This window comes from Hyphococcus sp., assembly GCF_041986965.1.
GTDB lineage: Bacteria > Pseudomonadota > Alphaproteobacteria > Caulobacterales > Parvularculaceae > Hyphococcus.
The window spans coordinates 59,022-82,058 of sequence record NZ_JBHIXB010000002.1 but is presented as its reverse complement, the minus strand read 5'-3'; the positions used below and the strand labels follow the sequence as shown (position 1 = coordinate 82,058).

The window sequence follows — 23,037 nt, the reverse complement described above, 5'->3', positions numbered from 1 at the left end:
GCCTTAGTCCTCATATTGCTCCGCGGCGATCGCGTCGAATGCAGCGGCGAGCGAGACAAAGCGGCGACGCGGCGTCTCGCCCATCAACGCCTGGCGGTCTGACGGCGCACGAAAAATAAGTTCGCCTTCGCGCGCGTCGAGGCTGCATCCTTCGAGCGCCGCAGGCGCCTTTGGCGCAATGGCGGCGGCGAAGCGCATGGCAAGCCCGAATTGCGTCGCACGCCGCTGCGCGTCCGGCGATAAAAGCGCCATGGCCTGCTCATTGGGCGGCGCTGCTGAGCGCCCCTGATGGCGGCGGAACAGGGCGAGCGCCATCCAAAGGCGCTCCTCATGGCTGACGCTCGCGAATGGCGCGCGCAGCGCTGTGTCAAAAGCGTGCCGCCCCCGCAAATCGGGATGAAAATAGGCGCCGATATCGCAAAGAAGCGCTGTGCCGAACCGCAACCGCGCGCCATCGGGGTCGTCACGGGCAAAAAGCGGCTCAATGACATCAAAGGCCTTTTCACCAAAGGCAGGGTCAGGCGCCAGACGGCCCGCATAAAAACGGCAGGCGTCAAGAAACGGATCGGAAGCCCGTTCTTCCCGCGACAAGTGCCGATAGAGGAGCCCTTCGCGCACGCCGCCGGACGACATGCAAACCCGTTTCGCCTTCATTCGCGTAATGACGGACTTCAACACGATGGACGCTAGCGGCAAGGTGTCGATGCGCCGGCGCGGAATGCCGGGTATCTCTTCCAGCGATTTGCGGCTTTGACGGGAAACGAGGTCACAGACCTCAATTGCCTGCGCCGGGGTCAATTCATAATGATGCAGCACCGGCAACGGATAGTTTTTGACGCTCATATGGATGCGCGCAACCGCGCGCCAGGCGCCGCCGACAGCATAGAGTGTATCGAATGCGCCTTTCTCCAAAAACGGCACGGCCTTGAGGTGATCCTCAATGATGGCCAAAGCGGCTTTCACATCGCCATTTGCAGAGCGCATGAGGCTTAACGGCCCGATGGGGAGGCTGAGACGCTCGCCGGGCTCGCCATTTTCAAGGACGGCGAGTTCAAGACTGCCACCGCCCATATCGCCCACCAGCCCTGTAGCGCCCGGCTCCACCGACGCTACGCCAAGCGCGGCCAGCTCGCCTTCCTCTCCGCCGGAGATGACCTCAACGTCGAAACCGATCGTTTGGGCGGCCGCCACAAACCGCGGACCGTCCGTTGCCTCCCTGACCGCAGAGGTTGCAATGGCGGTCACCGGCGGGCGGCCGAGATCGTCAAGCACATGGCGAAACCGCTTCAGCGTTGAAAGCGCATCTTCAACAGCCGCCGGATTGAGCCCGCCTTCCGGCGTCATATCGCGCCCAAGCCCGCATAAAGCCTTTTCATTGCAAATCGGCAGAGGCGCACGCGCAGGGCCGTCATAAACAACCAGGCGAACGGAATTCGACCCGATGTCGACCACGGCGCGGCGCATGTTCGCCGGGGGCCGGTTCATCGAGGAAATGTCGTTACGCGAAATCATGCCTGGAGGCGCATTCTAAACGGTTCGGCGACGTGCCGCCATCCGTCAGTTTTTCCCGATTCGCAGGGACAACGCCCTTTGCCACCGTTTATTTTCTGCGCTTGAGCTCGCGCGGGGCGCTGAGTTCAACCGCCGCGCCGCGGCCCGACAGGGACGGATTGGTCATCATATAGGTGTGGACATTGAAAGGCTCGCCGTCGCCGCTCGGCTTCACCCGCTCATAAGAGCCATCCGGCAAGAGCTTCCAGCTTTGCGCCTCGTCATTGAGGTTCGCCACCATGATATAATCGAGAATCTGGCTGTGCACCGTCGCATTCTCGACCGGACAGAAAACTTCGACCCGGCGATTGAGATTGCGCGGCATCAAGTCAGCGGAAGCAACAAGAACCTTGGCGTCCGGATTGGGCAGGCTGTCGCCGGCGCCGAAACAATAGATGCGCGCATGTTCCAGAAACCGCCCGACAATGCTCTTGACCCGGATATTTTCAGAAAGGCCCGGAACGCCCGGCCGCAAGCAGCAAATGCCACGCACGACGAGATCGATTTGCACACCGGCGTTTGACGCTTCATAAAGCTTGTCGATGATCGCCCCGTCGACGAGCGCATTCATCTTCATCCAGATCGCCGCAGGCTTTCCTTTCTGGGCGTTCTTGATCTCTTTGTCGATCAGCTTGACGATATGTTCTCGGGCGTTCAGCGGCGCCACCGCAAATTTCTCAAAGCTTTCCGGAGCGGCGTAACCGGTGATGAAGTTAAAGACTTTCGCCGCGTCGCGTCCAATCGCCGGATCACAGGTAAAGAGCGACAAGTCAGTGTAAATCTTCGCCGTGATCGGGTGGTAATTGCCCGTGCCCACATGCGTGTAGGTGCGCGTGCCGGTCTCTTCCTGACGGACGACAACCGAGAGTTTTCCGTGGGTTTTGTACTCGAGAAAGCCGTAAACCACATTGACGCCGGCGCGCTCCAGCGCCCGCGCCCAGCGGATATTCGCCTCTTCGTCGAAACGGGCCTTGAGCTCAACGAGCGCAGTGACGTTCTTGCCGGCCTCCGCCGCTTCGATCAGCGCCTCGACAATAGGCGACTGTTTTGATGTGCGATAAAGCGTCTGCTTGATAGCGACGACTTTTGGGTCGGCGGCGGCCTGTTTCAGGAACTGCACCACCACATCGAACGACTCGTAAGGGTGATGAACGAGAATGTCCTTCGCCCTGATCGCGGAAAAACAATCGCCGCCATGTTCGCGGATACGCTCCGGAAAGCGCGGTTCATAAGGCGCGAACTGCAGATCGGGCCGGTCAGCGGGAATAAGCTCATTCACCTGCGCAAGACCGAGGATGCCATCCACAAGAACGATGTCCTGCGCTGTCGCCTGCAGCCGCTCGCGGATAAGATCGCGCAAATGCTGAGGCGTGCCCGCGTCAATCTTGACACGGATGACGTCGCCGCGGCGGCGGCGCTTCAGCATCGTTTCGAACACGCGGACGAGGTCTTCGGCTTCTTCCTCGATCTCTACGTCGCTGTCGCGCAAGACACGGAACGATCCATGTGACGCAATTTCAAAGCCGGGAAAGACGTGATGAATGAACCGGACGATGGTTTTTTCAAGCGAAATGTATCGCGCGGGCGGGCGGGCTTCCTCGCCGCCGGGCGCATCGGGCAAGCGGATAAAACGGCCGATTTTCACCGGCACCGGCAGGATCGCCTCCATCGGCTGACCGTCGGCGCGCGTCAGTTCAAAACAAAGGGCGAATCCCATATTCGGCACAAACGGAAAGGGATGGGCCGGATCAAGCGCCAGAGGCGTCAGGATCGGAAAGATGTTCGACTGGAACTCTTCTTCCAGCCATTCGGCGTCCGCATCGCTCAGTTCATCTTCGTCGATGACGACAACGCCGGCGTCACGTAGCAAGGGTTTCAACTCACGCCAGCAACGCTGCTGCTCGCTCATCAGCGCGGCGGCGTGTTCGGAAATCATGGTCAGCTGTTCCTGCGCCGGCAGACCTTCCTGGCTCAGCGCTGAAACGCCTTCGCGCACCTGTCCGCGAAGACCAGCGACGCGCACCATGAAAAATTCGTCAAGATTGCTGGCGGAGATCGACAGGAATCTCAGCCGCTCCAGAAGCGGGTGGTTTTCGTTGAAGGACTCTTCAAGAACACGGCCATTGAAGGCCAGCCACGACAATTCGCGGTTGATGAAACGCGAAGGCGCGTCGGGCGCAATCCGTGCGGCGCCGTCAACATTCTGTCTGGTTCCGTCATCCGCCGCCACGGCGCTCTCCTCATCAGCAATGCTACGAGGCTCTTTTATGCCGCCGGATCGCCTTCAGAAAGGTTATCAAGAAGTTTTTGAACCAAAGGAGTCGTTATTTTCCGCTTTTCTTCGAGGGCGGCCCGGTCCGCAAGCGCAACAAATGCGCGCGCCGCCACAAAAGTGCGCGGCAGGCGCGGGACGGCATATTCAATGACGGCCGGGGACACGGCCACCTGACGGTCGCGGAAACCCTTGGCGATGACCGCCCGGATGAGCGCTTCGTCGGGGTCGGCGAGGATCGCCCGGGGCGCAGCTTCCAGCCGGGTCCGCAAATCCTTGAGCCCGCCGGACCAGAACCCGGGATGGCCCTCTCCGACCAGAAGGAAACGGCGGCCCTCGCTCGCCCCGCCTTCAAACGCCGCCAGAAAGGCGCGCGGATCTTCCGCCGGCATATTGTCGATGATCGCAAGCCCGTCGCCATAAGGCGCCGCGGCGAGCGCATCAGCGGTGAGCGTCGCGGCGTCGAGCCCCTCCATCAGCGCATGGGCGAAATGAGTTTTTCCCGCGCCTGAAGGCCCGCAAATAACCAATGCCGGCTCCGAGGATTTAAGCCAGGCCTCGCCCGCGCGCCAGGCGGCGTCATTGCAGTCCGCGCGCACGAATGACGCCCGGTCGTAGCGCGGCGGTGTTTCGGGCAGATCAAGCGGAAGCTGGCGCGCCGTCAGGGACATGAAGGTCGGCTCTGGTTTATCGGTCAAAAGGGCTTTCACCCACAATCATATAGCGGCGCACCGGTAAGGCGTCGCCGTTCTTGTCTTCGAAAGCGGACACGCCGCCTTCGCCGCGCATAAAGGCAGCTTAATAACGCGTGTCCGGCGTTTCCTCATAGGATGCGGGCTGCACCGGAATAGTCTGCTCGCCCGTTGCGCCGAAGCGCTGTCCGCGACGACGGGAGTCACCGCGCACTTGCTGCGCCGTCGAAGGCGTCGCCACCATCCAGCGCTCGCCATCTTCGCTCCACAGAGCAAGGCCCTGCGCCTCCATGGCGACAATCAGCTTGTCCGGATCGCCATAGGCGCGCACCAGCATCTCCGCGCCATAACGCGACAGGGACCGCACCTGCACAGACCCGACAAGCGGCGTCGAAATCAGCGCCGAGCGGATTTTCGCCCATTCGTCGAGGGAGCGGAAATAGGCGCTCGCTTCAAGCAAGGCGGCCTCGGTGTGATCGATCAGCGTCTGCTCTTTCCAGGGCTTGGCGTGTTTGGCGATGACGACCTCAATCGCCTCCTCAGCGAGCGTCGGGAAATTCCCCGCCTCGCGCGTGAACCACGCTTCCGCCAGCACATCGCCGACCTTGGCGGGGATGAAGGTGTTTGTCGCCGGCCCCTGCAAGGCGCCGCCGAATTCCGCTGCGCCGTCAGCGCTCACCCGGTTCAGCATGTCGTCTGCATCGTTCAGTTCTGCGGATTCACGGAACCCGTTGATCAGGCGCACACGCAGCTTGTACTGGCCCTCGGCCTGCTGGAGATAAGCGTGGGCGACAATCACCTGGCTGACCGAATAGCGCTCCGCCATGCGCGCAAGCGCTTCCGTATTGAGCGCCAGCGCCTGACGCGCGCTGATGACGGCGGTGTCTTCCAGATCGCCCAGCGGCGCCGTCATGGGCGTCAGTTCATTGTTGTAAGGACGAATTTTCCATGCGGCCATCCATGGATTGTTCTCTTCCCAAAGATAAAGGCCGTTCGCCGTTTGCAGAACCGGCAGGACCAGCGCCGTACGCGTCTGCGCCTCGGAATAGGGAATGCCCGCCTCCCGCAACAGGCGGCGCACCGACGCCGGCTTGAAGCGATAGGTGATAAAGGCGCGATAAGTGTTGGCCGAACTCTTCTCGTTATAGACCTCGAAACCGGATTCGAGATCCTCAAGGGTCTGGTCGCTCAGCGGGATCACCGTGCGATCAACAACGCTGGCGGTGGGGCCGTCCGGGGAAATGGTCTCGGCCGCGGCGCCGACGCGGGGCAGATAGGGCCAGTCATCCTCGATCGTGAGGCGGCGCAGCAGAATTTCGATAGCCTTGCGGCGGCCCTGGCGCTGGGCGATGTTTTTCGCCGCCGTAGCGCTGTCAGCCTGGGCCTGAACCGTGACGCGAGGCACCACGAAAACGTCGTCGCCAGCCGCATAAGCCGCCGGGATCGAGGCCATGAGAGCGGCCAGAACCATCAATGCACGCCGAATTATGGTCATTCAGAACTCCGTTTTCGCGAGGCGCCGCGATTATAACCACCGATTGCGGCCGTTTATAGCCGGACCCGCCCCCGGAAACGACCCCGGAAGCGCCTGTCTTGACGATATTTCAGGCATGATTTCCCCACCCTCACGGCGCTTGACGCAGCGCAGCAGCGCCCAGCATAAAAACAGGCGGACCATGAAGGAGTTGTGTATGGGCAGATGGCTGGCCTTCTTGTTGTTGCTGGCGGGAATCACCGGCTTGCCGGCCGCCGCCCTGGACGCCGCCGACGACGGCGCCCCGACCGCGCTGACGCCATTCGCCCCGTTGAGCCTTGAGGACAGCCAGCTCGACCAGCTTGATGAAGCGATTGAACGCGCCATGGAAAGCGGCGATTTTGTCGGCCTCGCCGTCGCCGTCGTCCGCAATGGCGAGACAAAGTTTCTAAAAACCTACGGCGTGACGGAAATCGGCGGCGGTCAACCGGTAACGCCAAACACGCTGTTTCGCATCGCCTCCCTGTCGAAGGGATTCGCCTCGAGCCTTGCGGGCCTCGCCGTCAGCGAAGGAAAATTGTCGCTCGATGCGCCGGCGATCGATTTCGCGCCTACCCTGGCGCTGGCCGGCGGCGCTGAGAAGAGCCTGACCCTGGCGCATCTTCTCAGCCACCGCACGGGGCTACCGCCAAACGCCTATGACAATCTTCTCGAAGCGGGCGTGCCGCCGACGTCGATCCTGCCGCAATATCGCAAAGTGAAGCCGATCTGCGGCGTCGGCAGATGCTACACCTATCAAAACATCACTTACGATCTCGCAGGTCGCGCCGTCTCAACGGCCTATGGCGCGCCTTACGCCGATCTGGTCTCAACGCGCCTGTTCACGCCGCTTGGCATGACAACAGCCTCCATTGGCGCCGAGGGCCTGACGAAAACCGGCGACTGGGCGCGCCCGCATTTGCGCGACCGGAAAAAGTCGCGCGACGCGCCGCCCAATCCCTGGCATGTAGTCGAGGTCAAACAGCCTTATTACGGCGTTCCCGCGGCCGGCGGCGTCAACGCCAGCATCACAGACATGACGCAATGGCTGAAAGCGCAGCTTGGCGATGCGCCGGAAGTGCTCTCCGCTTCTGTGCTGGACCTGATCCACACGCCGCAGGTGAACACGCCTTCCGAAACGCGGCGCATGAGATCGGTCATGCAGAATCTGGCTTCATCGCAATACGCCTATGGCTGGCGCGTCTATGACTATGCCGGCAAGCGCATCATTGCTCATGGCGGCTCGGTTGACGGCTATGGGGCGCAAATCGCCTTCATCCCGGAACTGAATGCGGGCATTGTCGTTCTCGCCAATACGCGCAGCAGGCGCCTGTGGAGCATTGCGCCGATGTTTCTGGACCTGACGCTGAGCCAGCCGCCCAAGGACTGGCTGGCGCTGGAGGGTATGGATACGGTCTTCGCCGGGTCTCAATAGCCCGGACACGGCGTTGGCCGCGCTTGTCTGGGCGGCCAACCCTGCGTAGAAGGCGCCCAAACACCGGAACCTGATCAGGCCTTAAAAAAGGACAATTGGTCCATGAGCGAAGCGTATAAAAAAGCGGGTGTCGACATTGATGCCGGCGAACGGCTGGTGGACGCCATCGGCCCGCTCGCAAAAGCGACAGCGCGCCCTGGCGCGGACGCAGCGCTCGGTGGTTTCGGCGGGCTTTTCGACTTGAAGGCTGCGGGCTTCAAAGACCCGATCCTCGTTTCCGGCACGGACGGCGTCGGCACCAAGCTGAAGATCGCCTTCGAGACCGGCCTGCATGACACGATCGGATCCGATCTCGTCGCCATGTGCGTCAATGATGTCTTGGCGCAGGGCGCGGAGCCGCTTTTCTTTCTCGATTATTTTGCGACCGGCAAGCTCGATGAAGACACGGCGGCGCGCGTTGTCGCCGGGATCGCGCGCGCCTGCGCCGAAGCCGGCTGCGCTCTCATTGGCGGTGAAACCGCGGAGATGCCGGGCATGTACGGGCCGGGCGAATACGATCTCGCCGGCTTTTGTGTCGGCGCCGCAGAGCGGGACCGGTTATTGCCGCGCAAGGTCTCCGCAGGCGATGTGATGATCGGCCTCGCCTCTTCCGGCGCGCATTCGAACGGTTACTCGCTGATCCGCAAGATCGCCGCTGACGCCGGCGCAAAATATGACGCTCCTGCGCCGTTCGATTCATCGAAAACGTTGGGCGAAGCGCTGATCGCACCGACACGGATTTATGTGAAAAGCATTCTTGGTCTTCTCGACGATGAAGACGTCAAAGCCTTCGCGCATATCACCGGCGGCGGCCTCACCGACAACACGCCGCGCGTCCTGACCGAAGACCTGGCGCCGCGCTTCGATGACGGCGCCCTTCAGTTGCCGCCATTATTTCAGTGGTTAAAAGAAGCAGGCGGGCTTTCCGACGAAGAAATGCGCCGCACGTTTAATTGCGGCATTGGCGGCGTCGTCGTGTGTTCTCCAAAAGCCGTCGAGGCGACCCTGGCGCGCCTGACCGCTTCTGGAGAGACGGCCCACATCATCGGCGACATTGTGAGCGCGTCGTAATGGCGAAAGCGCGCATCGCCATTCTCATCTCTGGGCGCGGCACCAACATGCAGGCGCTGATCGACGCCGCCCGCGATCCCGATTATCCGGCCGACATCGCCCTCGTCATTTCAAACCGCCCGAAGGCGCCGGGTCTCGACAAGGCGGGGCTGGAAGGGATCCAGCGCGAGGTCATCAATCACCAGGATTTTGAAACCCGCGAGGATTTCGACGCGGCGCTCAACGACGCGCTCAAAACCGCAAAGATTGACTTCATCTGCCTTGCCGGATTCATGCGCGTATTGACCGGCGGCTTCGCCAGCGACTGGCGCGGAAGGCTCATCAATATCCATCCTTCACTGCTGCCGTCCTTTGAAGGCTTGCATGTGCATGAGCGCATGATCGAGGCCGGGGTCAAACTCGCCGGCTGCACCGTCCACTTCGTTTCTGCAGAAGTCGACTCCGGGCCCATCATCGGCCAGGCCGCCGTGCCGGTGTTGCCCGGCGACGATGCTGACAAACTCGCAGCGCGCATCCTCGAAGAAGAGCACAGGCTTTATCCGGCCTGCCTTCGTCTTCTCATTGAAGGCAAAGCGCGGCTTACGGGCGCCACCGTCACCTATGACGAAAGCGTCGCCGCGCAAGGCGCGCTCATCAACCCGCCCGTTATTTAAGACGTCGCTGATTCAAGCTTTTCGAAAAACGCCCGCACCCGCGCCGCGTTCGCGCCAAGATCAGAGCCGCCGACGCGCGATTTTGAGCGCACATTGACGATCGTCATGGACCCTTCCGGCGTCAGCCGCACGACAAAATCATCGACGAACCCGAACCATTGCGACGTATAGGCCGCTTCCAGCCGCCAACCATCGTCGGTCAATGTTTCGTCGAGCATCTCCATCTTCATGTCGCTCAGGATAACGCGCACGATCTCCGCCGTTTCATCGAGACTCGCATTCACCTTGCGCGGCGTAAGGTCGGGAAAAGCTTCTTCCTGCGCTTCACGCACTGTCTTGTCGGAATTAGGAACCAGATCATCGCCCATATAGTCCGGAGGATTGATCCGCTCTTTATCGGCGCCGGCGATGATCTGCGGCGGGTTTTCGAAATCCGTGGTAACGTCATGAATGAACGGATTGCCTTCAAAGGCCGCCCGCATTTTCAATGGAACCTGTCCCGCGGCCAGCGCTGCAACAGCGGCGGCGATTGCGAACAGACCGACGCCGCGGGCGCTCATGAAAAAGCTTGCGATCCCGGCGATCCCGGCGAGCGCCGCAAGGGTGAAGACCGGCGGCAGGCCGACCGGCCCCAGTTCCACCGGCGCCGAAACCTTGCGGATGAGGCCAAGCCCATCGCCCCAGCTCCACCAGCCCATTTGCGTTCCCGGTCCGGCGAGCGCAATCGCCAATGCACAGCCAAGCGCGGCCAAACCCAAAAGCAATGTCAGAATTCTCATTAAACGCCCCTTGATACGTTTCCAGCCCCGGCCGGAACATAGCGCAACCGACACTCAATTGCACCTGCCAGTAAAGACACGACAGGACAGCACAAAGTCCTCAATTTGCAGGGTCAGCGCGCTTGCGATAGCCTTAGAAACACATCTTTCACGCGATTTTTACCTAACCGGAGCGCCAGCCTTATGTGTGATGACAACACCGTCGCCGATAACGAAGCTTATCTGAAAAGGATGAAGGGCCTGTCCCGGCGAGATTTCACGACCCTCGCCGCCGGCGCGGGCGCTGCAATAATTCTTCCGGCGCCTGCGAACGCGATGGCGGTGGAAGCGAGCAACGTCACCATTCAGACGCCCGACGGCGAGGCGGACGCCTATTTCGTTCACCCCAAAAACGGCAAACACGCCGGCGTCATCATCTGGCCGGATATTATGGGCATCCGCCCCGCCTTCCGGCAGATGGGCGAGCGGCTCGCCCAGTCCGGTTATTCCGTACTCGTTGTAAATCCGTATTATCGCACGGCGAAGGGCGACGTCATCGAGGAAGGCGAAAGCTTCTCCGATCCGAAGGTTCGCGAGCGCCTGTTGCCGCACGCCCGTTCTCTTTCGCCGGAAACAACCGTGACAGACGGCAAAGCGTTCGTTGAGTTTCTCGACAAGAGCGGCCAGGTCGACAAAAAACGCAAGATCGGCGTCACCGGCTATTGCATGACCGGCTCTTTCGCCATGCGCTGCGCCGCCGCGATGCCTGACCGCATCGGCGCCATCGGATCGTTTCATGGCGGCGGTCTTGCAACGGATGAACCCACCAGCCCGCATCTTCTCGTCCCGCAGATGAAAGCCCCTGCGCTGATCGCCATCGCCGAGAATGACGATGAGCGCGATCCGGAAGCAAAAGTGAAGCTGCGCGAAGCCTATGACGCCGCCGGACTTCCTGCGAAAATCGAAGTCTATAAAGGCGCCATGCATGGCTGGTGCCCGCCGGATTCGCGCGTTTACAACCACACGCAAGCCGAGCATGCCTGGTCGCATCTGTTGACGCTGTTTGCCGATGCGCTCGCCTGACGCAAACTTGAACACGCGGGAACGAAACCCCATTTGAGGCGTTCAACAAGGCATAAGGAGCGTCCATGGCCCGGCCCGTCACCGTCACCATTTCCCACGACCTCGGAAAAGAGGGCGCGCGGGCGCGCATCCGCGACGGTTTCGATCAGTTAAAGGGATCGATGACCAACGGACTGATGTTCAAATTCTCAGAGGAATGGACCAGCGAAGACACGCTCACCTTCACCGCCAAAGGTCTCGGCCAGACCATCACCGGCGCGATCGACGTCTTTCCGCAGCATGTGCGCATTACGGCGACCCTGCCCGGCCTGCTCGCGTCACTGGCGGAATCCATTTCCGGCAAGATCGAAAAGCAGGGCCAGATCCTGCTGGAGCATAAATCTTAGCCCCAGCACCCGCCTGCCAAAAACCATTTACTCCCCAAGCAATTCCAGCGCACCGGCCGTCATCGCGGTGACGCCGGTTTTGAGCGCAGGCTCAGGCTGCGGCGCATAGAATGGCGAGTGATTGGCCGGCGGCATCGGCGCCTTGCCTTCCTGCCCGGCCTTGAAGGCCTTGGGGTCTACGGAGCCGGTCCAGAAAATCACCGTTGGAATGTCATCCGCGGTGCGCCCGAAACGGGAGAAATCCTCTCCGCCCATGCTGGCCGGACGTTCATAAACATGATCTTCCCCGATATGCCCGGCGATGGCGCTCATCACGCGCATCGTCATCTCCTCGTCGTTATAGGTGGCGGGCGTGTAGTCGCTCGCGAATTTCACTTCCGGCATCAGGTCTTCGGGTAAGCCGGCGGATTGCGCCTGCGCGATGGCGATGCGTTCGATGCCGTCGAGCAGGGTTTTACGGACGTCGTCCGAATAAGAGCGCACGGTGATTTTAAGATGCGCCTGATCGGGGATGATGTTGTGCTTGTAACCGGCCTGGAAGGACCCGACCGTAACGACGCCGTCATCCTGCGGATTGATCTCGCGGCTGACGAGCGTTTGCAGCGCGGTGACGATCTGCGAGCCGATCATCACCGGGTCCTTGCCCATATGCGGCGCCGAACCATGGGCGCCCACGCCCTTCACGATGATGTCGACGCTATCGACATTGGCGAGCGCCCAGCCCGGCGTATAGGTGACGTCCCAGGAGGCGTCCCAGCCGGAAGTGTGCGTCGCCAGCACGTAATCGGGTTTTGGAAACTTCTTGTAGAGACCGTCATCGATCATCGCCATGGCGCCGTAGCCGATTTCCTCCGCAGGCTGACCGATCAGCACCAAAGTGCCCGACCACTGGTCTTTCATGGCGACAAGGCGGCGCGCGGTCCCGATCAGGATCGCCATATGGCTGTCATGGGCGCAGGCGTGCATCACCGGCGCAGTCTGGCCGGTGTAATCTTCAGCGACGACTTTAGAGGCGTAGGGAAGCCCGGTTTTTTCCTCCAGCGGGAGCGCATCCATGTCGGCGCGCAGCATAACCGTCGGCCCCTCGCCATTCTCCATCACCGCCACAAGGCCATAGCCGCCGACGCCCTCGCGCACCTCGCCGGTCTCGGCTTTCGCCTTGGCCTTGGTCCATTTGTCGCCAAGGCCGGTCGTGACCGTAAAGCCCAGCCCCTCCAACTCCGAGGCCATGCGCTTGGCGCTCTCGCTCTCCTTAAAGGAAAGCTCCGGATTTTCATGGAAGTGCTTGTAAAGATTGAAGACGTAGTCGTAATCCTCAGCCACCGCATCAGTCAGTTCATCGGCTTGCGCGGCCGTCTGGGCGGCGCCCGTCAGCGCAAAGACAGCGGCGGCGGATAACAGAAACTTTTTCATTCTCGTCCTCAATTTCCTTGCAATTCAAAGTCGACAATCGGCATCGGCCCCGGCGCGACGCCGAGGCGCTGTTTTTCGCCGGCAACCATCGCCTTGATGTCGTCGCGCAGTTTCGCGCCCTCATAAACGACGCCATTCTTCACCACATAGTCAACGCCGCCGACGCGAACGGGACGATTGGTCTCGGGGTCGAGCTTCACATGGCCCGTGGCGTAAAGCACTTTCAGATTGGCGAGCGGATTTCCCCCGACGATCACAAGATCGGCGCGCTTGCCCACCTGAATGGAGCCGGTCTCGCCGTCCTGCCCGAGAATTTTTGCGCCGTCGAGCGTCGCCGCCTTGATGACTTCCAGCGGATGAAAACCGGCTTCACGCAGCATCTCCATCTCTTCGACGAAGCCGAAGCCATAGGTGGAATAGATGTAGCCCGCATCCTCGCCGACGCCGATCTTGCCGCCGCGATTTTTATATTCCTCGATGAAGCGCATCCACAGGCGGTAATTTTCCTTCCACGCCGCTTCCTGTTCCGCGCCCCAGTCGAACCAGTAAGAGCCATGGGCGTTGCGGTCGGGCGCATAGAACTTCCAAAGCGACGGCATAGTGTATTCGTCATGCCATTCAGCGCGGCGCTTGCGCATCCAGTCGCGGCTTGCAGAGTAGATCGAGAAGGTCGGAATGATGGAAAACTCACGCTCCAAAAGCGTCGACATCACCTCTTCCCAGCGGTCGCTGTCAGGCCCTGCGGCCTGTTTCCAGAGCTTGCCGGCGTTCTCAAAGCGGTGCTGCTCGTCATTGTAATTGTACTCGACGGGATAATCCTGAAGCGTGCGATCGTCGAACAGGGCTTCCGGCAAGCCGTACCAATGCTCCATGGAGCCGAGACCATGCGCCGATGTATCCATGACATCCGCATGCGCCACATCAAGCTGCGCGTGGTGCATGGTGGTTTTGAGGCCCTGTTTTCTCGCCTCTTCCAAACCAGCCCATAAGATCTCTTCCGGCGCGCCGAAGAATTTAACGCCCACGGCGCCGTCGCGCTTCAACTGGCGAATGCGCATCCGCGCTTCGTCCGGCGTGTCGACGTCGCCGGCGCTCCAGCCGCGAAACACCGGATAAGGATAGATGTTCGGCGCATCGACTTCATTGCGCGCCGACGCCCGCGCAACGCCGGAGGTCCACGCCGCGCCCGCCTCGTTGCCGAGTTCACGCACAGTCGTGATGCCGTGCGCGAGCCAGAGCTTGAAAATGTAGTCCGGCGGCACGCCCTGGCCCGTATCCTCATTATGGATATGGCCATGCATGTTGACGAAGCCCGGCAGGAGATACATGCCGTCGGCGTCAATCTCGCGCCCGCCCGCCTCCGGGCGCCGGTTTTGATTGATCGGCAGGCCCGGGGCGCCCACGGGCACAATCCCGGTGATCCGGCCGCCTTCAACAACAACATCCGCCGGCCCGAAAGGCGGGGCGCCCGCCCCATCGATGACGGTGACGCCGCGGATCACAAGCCGGTCATAAGGCCCCTCACCCAGGGACCGGTCCGGCACGGATTGCGCCTCCGCCACGGCAAAAAGAAACGCGACAATCGTCGCGGCGATTGTTGTAATTCGCGCAAACTGTCTGATTATCACCCCGAAACCCCTTTTGTTTTGGCCAGTCTAACCCATTCGCCGGAAACGCAAAGCCCGGCGCTGCATGACCGGGAGCGCCCATGCCGGAAGACCATCTCGACCGCTGGACATCGGAAAAGACCGCCGCCTATCTGAGCGCCGCCGTCGCCAGAGCGGAGAACGCGCCGGCGCGCAAAAAGCTGTTTGAACAAATGGCCGCTGCGGCGGAAGAGCAAGCTGGCATCATCGCCAAAGACTTTTCGCCGCCGCCCTTCGCGCCGTCCTTGCGGGCGCGGCTCATCGCCAAAATGGTCGGTCTATTCGGACCGCGCGCCATGCGGCCCGTTCTCGCCGCGGTGAAAGTGCGCGGCGTCTCCGTTTATTCAGGACCCGTGCTCAGACCGGGCCATCCCATGCCGACAGATGTCGAAAAGATCGGGCAACGTCATCAGACGGGCGGCGGCTCTTTGCGCGCGGCGGTGTTCGGCGTCAATGACGGGCTCATCTCAAACACGTCGCTCGTCATGGGCGTTTCCGGCGCCGCGCTCGCGACAAATGACGTCGTACTGACCGGCGTCGCCGGCCTGCTCGCCGGCGCCTTTTCCATGGCGGCGGGTGAATATGTTTCCGTGCGCTCGCAACGGGAGATGTATGAGCATCAGATCGGACAGGAACGCGAAGAGCTGGAGCTTTATCCTGAAGAAGAGGCCGAAGAACTGGCGCTGATCTATCATGCGCGCGGCATGGCGCTCGAAGACGCGCGAAGCTTTGCGCTTGACCTGATCAAGGATCACGACGCGGCGCTTGATGCCCTGACGCGTGAGGAGTTGGGGCTTGATCCCGACAATCTCGGCTCGCCAGCCGGAGCGGCGCTATCGTCTTTTCTCGCTTTTACCTGCGGCGCGATCATTCCGCTTGTCCCGTTCGTTTTTGGCGCAGGAAACAATGCCGTTCCCGCCGCTGCGACTCTGGCCGGCGTCAGCCTTTTCGCCATTGGCGCCGCCTTGAGTTTGTTTTCCGGAAAAAGTGCGCTTGCGGGTGGTTTGCGCATGGCGTTTATCGGCGCGCTTGCGGGCGGGGCGACCTATTTTATCGGATCTCTTTTCGGCGCGGCGGTTTAAGCCTCCGCCGCCAGCACCATCTCTTCGGTCATCGCCCAAAGGCGCTTGGCGTCATCGTCATTGACCGCCCATTCAGCGACATTGACCCAGCGCGGCGCTTCCGGCGTCGACATGGCCGCGATGTCGCAATCCTCACAATATTCGCCGCCGCGATTTTCAAGCAGCGGGCTTGTCGCCGCCCAGAGCAATGTCGCCGCGCCCGTCAGAGGCGACTTTACGAAACGGTGCGCTTCCTCCGTTAGGTCGCCATTCGGCTGTTTCCAGCCCATCGCGATCAATTCGTCATCTGTGATGTGACGCATGATCGGCGTCAGCACGGGACCGGGATGTACGGAAAACGATTTCACCCCGTCCCGATCGCGGCGATTGTTAAGCTCCAATGCAAAAAGCGCATTCGCGGTTTTCGACTGCGCATAAGCAAGCCACTTGTCGTAAGGCTCTTTTTCGAAATGGATGTCGTCCCAGCGAATGCGGCTGCGCTTGTGTCCCACAGAAGAGGTGGTGACGACGCGCGCACCTTCGCCATTCAGGAGATAAGGCATCAGCTCACGCGTGAAGACAAAGTGACCGATATGGTTCACGGCGAACTGAAATTCCCAGCCCGGGCCCACGCGCTGTTCCGGACAGGCCATGACGCCGGCATTGTTGAACAAGAAATCGACGCTGTTGTGACTGTCGCCGATTTCCGCAGCCGCCTCAAAGACGCTGGTCAGATTGGCGAGATCCATTTCAAGTGTTGCGATGGCAAGCCCGGCAGAGGCGAAGGCTTCGTCCGCCTTGCGCTTGTCGCGCGCCGGGGCGATCACCTCAGCGCCCGCCGCAACAAGCGCCTTCACCGTCTCTAGTCCGATGCCGGAATAACCGCCGGTCACGACGGCCGTCTTGCCGTCGAGGCGGACGCCTTCCATCACCTCGGTAGCGGTCGTATGGGGCCCGAGCCCTGTTCCGAGCGGCTTTTGATTCTTCGCGGCCATGGGAAACACTTCCTGATACGCAACATTTAAGTGGTTATCATTGAAACGGAGGCATAACGCGCGCCGTCCCGGGGAGCAAATCACCCTCACGTCAAAGCGACCTTTCCCTGCGACAAACCCCTATTGACTACAGATGTAATCCATGAAATGCCTACAGTTGTAGTCAGCAGGGAAGTGAGCGCCGGAATCTGATGACCAGGCAGATAACCAAAGCGGAATTCCAGATCATGGATGTCCTGTGGGCCGAAAGTCCGCTCGCAGCGTCCACTGTCGCCGAAAGGCTCGCCGACGAAACCGGCTGGAGCCTTAAAACCGTAAAGACGCTCCTGTCGCGCCTTGTTGAAAAAGGCGCCGTTGAACACAAGCCTGATGGCAGGCGCTATCTCTACAGCCCGAAAGTCACGCGGAACGCCCATGCCCGGCGCGCGACACAGCGCCTTGCAGACCAATTGTTCGGCGGCCGCGCCGCGCCGCTGGTCGCGCATCTGGCGGAGAGCAAGGGGCTCACGCGCGAAGATTTAAGTGAGCTTGAAGCCCTGATTGGAGAGTTGAAACGTGACAGCGATTGACCTTCTCCGCTGGCTCGGCGAAACCTCGCTGGCGCTCAGCATTTTGATCCTTCTTGTTCTGCTGGTCAGGAAACCATTCGCGCGATTGTTCGGCGCGCGCGCAGCCTATGCGCTGTGGCTTGCCCCTGCGGCGCGTCTCTTTCTGCCCGAGCTGAAGCTGCTTCCGGCGCCGGACACGCTGGAGCCGGCCATCGCCCCGGCCGCCGAACCAGCCACCGTAAATGCGCCCCAGGGATGGGAGACGCTTGTAGCGCCGCTTCCGTCCAATACGGAATTTTTGACATATGGCGTCGACTGGCTCTCGCTTGTCGCCGGCGCCGCACTGTTCCTTTGGGCCGCGGTCGCCTTCGCCTGGTTCTGCCTTCATCTTGAAAACCAGGCAAAATATCTGCGCGCACGCATTGCGGATTCAAAGCCTGCTTCCCCGTCCGCCAGCGCAATGGCCCAGGACATCGCCAGGGGGCTGCGTCTTTCCCGCGCGCCGCAGCTGCGCGTGAATAACAATGATACGGATGGCCCCTGCCTCATCGGGCTTTTGCGGCCGGTGATTTTCCTGCCCGCCGGCTTTGAAACCGATTACGCCCGCGCCGAGCAACGCCTCGTCCTCGCCCATGAAATCGCCCATGTGGCGCGCGGCGATATGGCGGCGACGCTGGCCGCCCTCGCCTTCCAGGCGGCGCAGTGGCCGAACCCGCTGGCGCATTTTTTCTTTTCCGCCTTCCGCACCGATCAGGAAGCCGCCTGCGACGCCTTTGTCCTCGCCCGCTGCGGCGGCGCGGAAGGCAATTACGCCGCCGCCATTTTGAAATCCGTCCGTAGGGAGATGAACGCCCCCGCCTATGGCCTCACCCTCGCCCATCCCGTCAAGGAGAGAATAATGCTGCTTAAGTCCCGCAAGAAAAGCCGCGCCCGTCTCGCCGCTGGCGTCGCCGCCGCCGCGATCTTCACGGCCGTCAGCCTCGCCGCAACCGCCTCCTATGGGTTTGCCGACGAAAAAGACGCAAAGCAAACAAAGACAATCAAGATCGCTCATGGTGAACAAAAGAAAGTGACGTCAAGAACGATCATCACCGCTGACGACGGCGAAACCATGAAAATCGACGGCGTTAAAAATCCGGGCAAGCTTGTCATTGAGGAAGAAAACGGCGAGCGAAATGTCCAGATATTCGACCGCAAGGGAAAGCTGATCTCTGAAGATATTTACGACGATGACGACGAAATGCCTTTTGAAACAGTCACCCTGATCAACAAGAAGGATGGCAAGGAACAAACAATCTCCATCAAGCGCGCAGGCGCGCCGCACAGAGTGAGGGTTTTCACCACAGGCGATGTCGACGCCGATACGGATTTTGACTCCATCGCCGCTCCTGATGCGCCTTTGCCGCCTGAAGCGAGCGCCATGCGCTGGGTCACGGTCACATCGGATGGCGCCCATGGCGACCATTATTTTCAGATGGCGGATTGCAACGGTGTCGAGGCTGATGACCCCATGGTGCTTTCCTGGGGCGAAGATGACGGCGACGGCGGCGAGCGCGTCATCAGCCGGGAAGTCATCTGCCTCAGCGACCATGACAGCGCCGATCCGGAAGCGCGCGCGGAACATCTGCGCAAGGCCATCGCCCGGATGGAAGAAAGCGCCAAGCGTGACGCCGAGCGCCGGGAAGCCATGATCGCGCGCCTGAAAGAACAGCTGAAAGAGGCCGAAAAACAGAAATAGGCGCGCACAGAGCGCAACCGGAAAAGGGGCCCATATGGGCCCTTTTTTTGTTTTTGAGATAAGGCAAGACTGTCTGCGACGGAAATCCGGTTTTGCAGCGTTGAAATCCAAATACGCCAAAGTGAGAGGGATGGGAGAATGATAAAAAGGCGCTTCGTTCCGGCAATCTGTTGCGCACTCAGCACGCTATTGGGCTCGGCGCATGCCGGCGAAACCACTGCGCAGCACCTCCTAGACTCTCTTCAGGTAGTATCGGGAGCGCCAGGACTGAGCGCCGCTGTCATGAAAGACGGCGAAATCATATGGACGGGACAGTCCGGGTTTACAGACGCAGAACGGCTGATCCCGATTACAGAGCGGACACAATTTCGCATCGCCAGCGTTTCCAAGCTTTTCGCCGCTGCGATGGCATTGAAGCTCAGTGAGGCGGAAGTCCTGAATATCGACGATGATATTCGCGTTTACGTCCCTGACTGGCCTGAAAACGCAGCAGGTGAGATCACCCTGCGCCATTTAGCGGCTCATATTTCGGGCATCGCCCATTACACCGGTGACGATAATTACGATCCAACTGCAAGCTATCCCTCTTTGAATGATTCACTTTCGATATACGCACACAAGCCCCTGCTGTTCTCACCCGGCGAGAAATATAATTATAGCTCCTACGGTTATGCGCTCATGGGCGCCGCGATTGAAAACGCGACAAGCGCTTCTTTTGAAGAAAACTTTCGCCAGCAAATTTTGGAGCCTCTTTCTCTTACGGGGACCGAAGTCGAACATATCGATGCTCTGCCAAACGATGCATCACACCTGTTTGTTCAACATGGCGGTGAAATCCCGCGGAACGATCAGCATCATGTAGTTGGCGCCACGGGCATTCTCAGCACGCCTTCCGACCTCGTTACCTTCGCTGATGCTTATATGCGCGGCGCGATTGTCAGGCCCGATCTTCGAGACGCCTCCATCACCCCTGCGACGCTGAACAATGGCGACCCTGTCAGCACGAACCGTTTTTCCATCGGCTTTGGCTGGCGCATAGGGAAAAACTGGGAAGGAGAGCCGGTCGTCCACCATGCCGGCGTGACGCCCGGCGCAAGATCGATACTCACCTACAACCGCTCTCGAAATTTCGCCTCAGCGCTCCTGTCCAATGCCGCATGGACATCCCGAATTGAAACGACAGGCGAACTGATCGCGACGGCTGCGGCCGAAACCGTGGATCCGGTTCACTGCCCTACTGGCGAATGGGGCTACGATGGCGTTTTCGTTTCCAACCCGGACGCAAAACCGCAAGCTGACAATGCAATGGGCGCTGTCAGCATTGCTCAACAGGAGGGCGTTTGTGCGGTCACGATTACTCCCAAAGGAGAACTGGCGGTCTGGCTGGCGGCGTTGGAGGCGCCAATCGAGCATATTAACGCGGTCCTGGTGGCCGAAAGACCGGGCAAGCTCATCTTCGCCGCGGCGACCCCATGGGGCGCGTTTCCTCTGGTCTGGAAGACAGGCGACGCGCCCGGGTTTTCCGGAGCCTTCGCAAGCCGAACTCTTGAACTGAGGCTGCATTCAGCTCAAGCGCCCCTTCCCTGACGCCCCGGAACTCGTCTAGGCTTTGCCGCAAAACTCGACGGGAGGAAAGGCGATGGCCGCAGCAACCGTGGAGAGCGTTCCGCCCGGCGGCGCCCATGAAACCGATGTGATCATCATCGGCGCAGGACCCTGCGGCCTCTTCGCCGTGTTCGAACTCGGTCTCCTCGGCGTCAAGTCGCATCTAGTCGATATTCTCGACAAGCCCGGCGGTCAGGCGGCCGAGCTTTACCCCGAAAAGCCGATCCTCGACATTCCCGCCATCAAGTCGATCACCGGCGAGCAACTGACGAAACAATTACTCGAACAGATCGACCCGTTCGGCGCCAAATTTCACATGAATGAAATGGCGGTCTCACTGGATAAAACGCCGGACGGAAAGTGGACGATCGCCACCGACCTCGGCACGACAATCACTGCGCCTGTGATTGTCATCGCCGCGGGCGGCGGCTCGTTCCAGCCGAAAAAGCCGCCCATCCCCGGCGTCGATGACTTCGAAGGACAGTCGGTCTTTTTCGCCGTGCGCGAACGCGACGCCTTTGAGGACAAAAACATCGTCATCGCAGGCGGCGGAGACTCCGCCCTCGACTGGACCTTAAATCTCCAGCCCATCGCCAAAAAGATAACTCTCATTCACCGCCGGCCGGATTTTCGCGCCGCGCCGGACAGTGTCGAGAAAATGCACGCGCTCGCCAATGAAGAGAAAATCGACTTTCAAGTGGCGCAGATCAAAGGGCTCAAAGGCATAAACGGCCAGATCAGCGCAGTTTCCGTCGAGAGCGAAAAAGACGGGGCTTTCGACATTCCTTGCGACACGCTTCTCGCTTTTTACGGGCTCACCATGAAGCTGGGACCGATCGCGGAATTTGGGCTGAACCTCACGGAAAACCGCATCGAGGTCGACACGGAAAAATTCGAAACCTCCGTACCGGGCATTTTCTGCATCGGCGATATGGCCTGGTATCCAGGCAAGCTGAAACTGATCCTGTCCGGCTTTCATGAGGCGGCGCTCATGTCCCATGGGGCCTTCCATTACGTCTTTCCGGACCGGAAGCTGAAATTCCAGCACACCACATCTGCGAAAGGGTTGCAGGCGCAAGTCGGCGGCTGAAACGCTCTTCGCGCCTGCAAAATGACCTTTGTCCGTACTCGTGCTAAACGCTCGCCCAGGGGCGCGCCAAGCGCCCGAGCAGACAGCCGAACATAACGGCTGCGCCGTCCCTGGAGGAAACGTCCTCGCGAGGAAACGCCACCGGACGGCGCTGGCGCCGGCAAGCTCCGCTACAGGCGGCGCAGCCGGCGCCGCCTTCGGGTGAGGCAAATTACATGAACGCCTGGATGCCGGTCATGGCGCGGCCGAGGATGAGGGCGTGAATGTCATGCGTGCCCTCATAAGTGTTGACCGTTTCGAGATTCACCGCATGGCGCAGGACATGATACTCATCAGAGATGCCGTTGCCGCCATGGACATCACGGGCGACGCGCGCGATGTCGAGCGCCTTGCCGCAATTGTTGCGCTTCATCATAGAGATCGCTTCGGGCACATATGCGCCGCTGTCGAGGAGACGCCCCAGCGCCAGCGCGCCCTGAAGCCCGAGCGCAATTTCGGTCTGCATGTCGGCGAGTTTTTTCTGAACCAATTGCGTGCCGGCGATGGGCTTGCCGAAGACGACGCGCTCCATGGCGTAATCGCGCGCCGCCATCCAGCAATATTCCGCCGCGCCCATAGCGCCCCACGAAATACCGTAACGCGCCTTGTTGAGACAGGAGAACGGGCCGCGCAAACCTTTGACATTCGGCAGCAGCGCATCTTCCGGCACAATGGCGTCATCAAGCGCAATCTCCCCCGTCACGGAGGCGCGCAGCGAAAGCTTGCCTTCGATTTTCGGTGTTTCAAACCCTTTCGTTCCGCGCTCAACAACGAAGCCGCGGATCTCACCATCCAACTTCGCCCAAACCACCGCGAGATCGGCAATGGGTGAATTGGTGATCCACATTTTCGAACCGTTGAGCTTGTAGCCGCCGTCAACCTTTTCCGCTTTCGTGCGCATCGCGCCCGGATCGGAGCCGCCGTCGCTCTCTGTCAGGCCGAAACACCCGACCCATTCGCCGCTCGCGAGTTTCGGCAGATATTTTTTCTTCTGCTCTTCCGTGCCGAAGCTTTCGATCGGGTACATGACAAGAGACGACTGAACCGACATGGCCGAGCGGTAACCGCTATCAACGCGCTCAACTTCCCTTGCGATAAGACCATAGGCGACATGGTTCGCGCCGCCGCCGCCATATTCTTCCGCCACTGTGGCGCCGAGCAATCCTTGCTGGCCAAGCTCGGTCATGATCTCGCGGTCGAAGCGCTCTTCGCGGTTCGCCATGAGAATACGCGGCATCAGCTTGTCCTGCGCAAACCCTCGCGCCGCGTCGCGGATCATCCGCTCCTCATCCGAAAGCTGTGTTTCAAGGCTTAACGGGTCCTGCCAGTCGAAGGTCTGTTTGGTCATTTGGGTTGGCCGGCCGTTCGGGCCGTCTCCTGATTATTATGAGTGAGATGGCCCCGTATGTAGCTTTCTGCGAGACGCCCGGCAATGCGGCCAAGCCCTTA

General features: G+C 60.5%; 19 protein-coding genes. 10 read left to right on the top strand and 9 right to left on the bottom strand.

The window, feature by feature from the left end; all coding sequences use genetic code 11:
* Nucleotides 1–3 precede the first annotated feature (3 nt).
* The 4 genes from ACFC5L_RS09370 to ACFC5L_RS09355 form a co-directional block, all read right to left on the bottom strand.
* On the bottom strand, nt 4–1,512 hold the full coding sequence (locus ACFC5L_RS09370; protein ID WP_375203204.1) for a Ppx/GppA phosphatase family protein: 1,509 nt from the start codon (nt 1,510–1,512) through the stop codon (nt 4–6).
* 88 nt (nt 1,513–1,600) lie between these two features.
* Nucleotides 1,601–3,781: an RNA degradosome polyphosphate kinase gene (locus ACFC5L_RS09365; protein ID WP_375203205.1), complete on the bottom strand. Its 2,181-nt coding sequence runs from the start codon at nt 3,779–3,781 to the stop codon at nt 1,601–1,603.
* Between the two features lie 35 nt (nt 3,782–3,816).
* The gene (locus tag ACFC5L_RS09360; protein WP_375203206.1) at nt 3,817–4,521 is read right to left on the bottom strand and encodes an AAA family ATPase; all 705 of its coding nucleotides are present in this window, start codon (nt 4,519–4,521) and stop codon (nt 3,817–3,819) included.
* A gap of 100 nt (nt 4,522–4,621) precedes the next feature.
* Nucleotides 4,622–6,010, bottom strand: a complete 1,389-nt coding sequence (locus tag ACFC5L_RS09355; RefSeq protein ID WP_375203207.1) for a DUF2066 domain-containing protein — start codon at nt 6,008–6,010, stop codon at nt 4,622–4,624.
* A gap of 196 nt (nt 6,011–6,206) precedes the next feature.
* Here ACFC5L_RS09355 and ACFC5L_RS09350 point away from each other — a divergent pair, with 196 nt between their 5' ends.
* The 3 genes from ACFC5L_RS09350 (at nt 6,207) to purN (ending at nt 9,226) form a co-directional block, all read left to right on the top strand.
* Nucleotides 6,207–7,463: a serine hydrolase domain-containing protein gene (locus tag ACFC5L_RS09350; RefSeq protein ID WP_375203208.1), complete on the top strand. Its 1,257-nt coding sequence runs from the start codon at nt 6,207–6,209 to the stop codon at nt 7,461–7,463.
* Nucleotides 7,464–7,565: 102 nt separating this feature from the next.
* Nucleotides 7,566–8,573, top strand: coding sequence for a phosphoribosylformylglycinamidine cyclo-ligase (gene purM, locus ACFC5L_RS09345; RefSeq protein WP_375203209.1), 1,008 nt, complete (start codon nt 7,566–7,568; stop codon nt 8,571–8,573).
* Nucleotides 8,573–9,226: a phosphoribosylglycinamide formyltransferase gene (gene purN / locus ACFC5L_RS09340; RefSeq protein WP_375203210.1), complete on the top strand. Its 654-nt coding sequence runs from the start codon at nt 8,573–8,575 to the stop codon at nt 9,224–9,226. The genes purM and purN overlap by 1 nt, the downstream gene beginning before the upstream one ends.
* Here the strand turns inward: purN and ACFC5L_RS09335 are convergent.
* On the bottom strand, nt 9,223–9,594 hold the full coding sequence (locus tag ACFC5L_RS09335; protein ID WP_375210752.1) for a DUF1499 domain-containing protein: 372 nt from the start codon (nt 9,592–9,594) through the stop codon (nt 9,223–9,225). The genes purN and ACFC5L_RS09335 overlap by 4 nt on opposite strands.
* Nucleotides 9,595–10,188: 594 nt before the next feature.
* On the opposite strand from ACFC5L_RS09335, the gene ACFC5L_RS09330 reads away from it, so the two are divergent.
* Both ACFC5L_RS09330 and ACFC5L_RS09325 read left to right on the top strand, forming a co-directional pair.
* Nucleotides 10,189–11,067, top strand: coding sequence for a dienelactone hydrolase family protein (locus ACFC5L_RS09330; RefSeq protein ID WP_375203212.1), 879 nt, complete (start codon nt 10,189–10,191; stop codon nt 11,065–11,067).
* 65 nt (nt 11,068–11,132) lie between these two features.
* On the top strand, nt 11,133–11,453 hold the full coding sequence (locus tag ACFC5L_RS09325; RefSeq protein ID WP_375203213.1) for a polyhydroxyalkanoic acid system family protein: 321 nt from the start codon (nt 11,133–11,135) through the stop codon (nt 11,451–11,453).
* 27 nt (nt 11,454–11,480) lie between these two features.
* Here the strand turns inward: ACFC5L_RS09325 and ACFC5L_RS09320 are convergent, their stop codons facing one another.
* Complete coding sequence (locus ACFC5L_RS09320) at nt 11,481–12,866, bottom strand: amidohydrolase (RefSeq protein WP_375203214.1); 1,386 nt, start codon at nt 12,864–12,866, stop codon at nt 11,481–11,483.
* 8 nt (nt 12,867–12,874) lie between these two features.
* Nucleotides 12,875–14,494 (bottom strand): amidohydrolase family protein, encoded by a 1,620-nt coding sequence (locus ACFC5L_RS09315; RefSeq protein WP_375203215.1) that lies wholly within the window; start codon nt 14,492–14,494, stop codon nt 12,875–12,877.
* Nucleotides 14,495–14,574: 80 nt separating this feature from the next.
* Between ACFC5L_RS09315 and ACFC5L_RS09310 the strand changes: the two genes are divergently transcribed.
* Nucleotides 14,575–15,594: a VIT1/CCC1 transporter family protein gene (locus ACFC5L_RS09310; RefSeq protein ID WP_375203216.1), complete on the top strand. Its 1,020-nt coding sequence runs from the start codon at nt 14,575–14,577 to the stop codon at nt 15,592–15,594.
* On the opposite strand, the gene ACFC5L_RS09305 is transcribed toward ACFC5L_RS09310, so the two are convergent.
* Nucleotides 15,591–16,568, bottom strand: a complete 978-nt coding sequence (locus tag ACFC5L_RS09305; RefSeq protein WP_375203217.1) for an SDR family NAD(P)-dependent oxidoreductase — start codon at nt 16,566–16,568, stop codon at nt 15,591–15,593. The genes ACFC5L_RS09310 and ACFC5L_RS09305 overlap by 4 nt on opposite strands.
* 191 nt (nt 16,569–16,759) lie before the next feature.
* Here ACFC5L_RS09305 and ACFC5L_RS09300 point away from each other — a divergent pair, with 191 nt between their 5' ends.
* The 4 genes from ACFC5L_RS09300 (at nt 16,760) to ACFC5L_RS09285 (ending at nt 21,549) form a co-directional block, all read left to right on the top strand.
* Nucleotides 16,760–17,137: a BlaI/MecI/CopY family transcriptional regulator gene (locus ACFC5L_RS09300; protein ID WP_375203218.1), complete on the top strand. Its 378-nt coding sequence runs from the start codon at nt 16,760–16,762 to the stop codon at nt 17,135–17,137.
* Nucleotides 17,124–18,854, top strand: a complete 1,731-nt coding sequence (locus ACFC5L_RS09295) for a M56 family metallopeptidase (protein WP_375203219.1) — start codon at nt 17,124–17,126, stop codon at nt 18,852–18,854. The genes ACFC5L_RS09300 and ACFC5L_RS09295 overlap by 14 nt, the downstream gene beginning before the upstream one ends.
* 138 nt (nt 18,855–18,992) lie before the next feature.
* Nucleotides 18,993–20,441: a serine hydrolase domain-containing protein gene (locus ACFC5L_RS09290; RefSeq protein ID WP_375203220.1), complete on the top strand. Its 1,449-nt coding sequence runs from the start codon at nt 18,993–18,995 to the stop codon at nt 20,439–20,441.
* Nucleotides 20,442–20,493: 52 nt separating this feature from the next.
* Nucleotides 20,494–21,549, top strand: coding sequence for an NAD(P)/FAD-dependent oxidoreductase (locus ACFC5L_RS09285; protein WP_375203221.1), 1,056 nt, complete (start codon nt 20,494–20,496; stop codon nt 21,547–21,549).
* Between the two features lie 211 nt (nt 21,550–21,760).
* Here the strand turns inward: ACFC5L_RS09285 and ACFC5L_RS09280 are convergent, their stop codons facing one another.
* Nucleotides 21,761–22,936, bottom strand: coding sequence for an acyl-CoA dehydrogenase (locus ACFC5L_RS09280; RefSeq protein ID WP_375203222.1), 1,176 nt, complete (start codon nt 22,934–22,936; stop codon nt 21,761–21,763).
* Nucleotides 22,937–23,037 lie beyond the last annotated feature (101 nt).

Bases quoted from the DNA above. Each gene is read 5' to 3' on its own strand.
- ACFC5L_RS09370 (WP_375203204.1), bottom strand. From the start codon at position 1,512: ATGATTTCGCGTAACGACATTTCCTCGATGAACCGGCCCCCGGCGAAC.
- ACFC5L_RS09355 (WP_375203207.1), bottom strand. From the start codon at position 6,010: ATGACCATAATTCGGCGTGCATTGATGGTTCTGGCCGCTCTCATGGCC.
- ACFC5L_RS09350 (WP_375203208.1), top strand. From the start codon at position 6,207: ATGGGCAGATGGCTGGCCTTCTTGTTGTTGCTGGCGGGAATCACCGGC.
- purM (WP_375203209.1), top strand. From the start codon at position 7,566: ATGAGCGAAGCGTATAAAAAAGCGGGTGTCGACATTGATGCCGGCGAA.
- purN (WP_375203210.1), top strand. From the start codon at position 8,573: ATGGCGAAAGCGCGCATCGCCATTCTCATCTCTGGGCGCGGCACCAAC.
- ACFC5L_RS09335 (WP_375210752.1), bottom strand. From the start codon at position 9,594: ATGGGCGATGATCTGGTTCCTAATTCCGACAAGACAGTGCGTGAAGCG.
- ACFC5L_RS09330 (WP_375203212.1), top strand. From the start codon at position 10,189: ATGTGTGATGACAACACCGTCGCCGATAACGAAGCTTATCTGAAAAGG.
- ACFC5L_RS09325 (WP_375203213.1), top strand. From the start codon at position 11,133: ATGGCCCGGCCCGTCACCGTCACCATTTCCCACGACCTCGGAAAAGAG.
- ACFC5L_RS09320 (WP_375203214.1), bottom strand. From the start codon at position 12,866: ATGAAAAAGTTTCTGTTATCCGCCGCCGCTGTCTTTGCGCTGACGGGC.
- ACFC5L_RS09310 (WP_375203216.1), top strand. From the start codon at position 14,575: ATGCCGGAAGACCATCTCGACCGCTGGACATCGGAAAAGACCGCCGCC.
- ACFC5L_RS09305 (WP_375203217.1), bottom strand. From the start codon at position 16,568: ATGGCCGCGAAGAATCAAAAGCCGCTCGGAACAGGGCTCGGGCCCCAT.
- ACFC5L_RS09300 (WP_375203218.1), top strand. From the start codon at position 16,760: ATGACCAGGCAGATAACCAAAGCGGAATTCCAGATCATGGATGTCCTG.
- ACFC5L_RS09290 (WP_375203220.1), top strand. From the start codon at position 18,993: ATGATAAAAAGGCGCTTCGTTCCGGCAATCTGTTGCGCACTCAGCACG.
- ACFC5L_RS09285 (WP_375203221.1), top strand. From the start codon at position 20,494: ATGGCCGCAGCAACCGTGGAGAGCGTTCCGCCCGGCGGCGCCCATGAA.
- ACFC5L_RS09280 (WP_375203222.1), bottom strand. From the start codon at position 22,936: ATGACCAAACAGACCTTCGACTGGCAGGACCCGTTAAGCCTTGAAACA.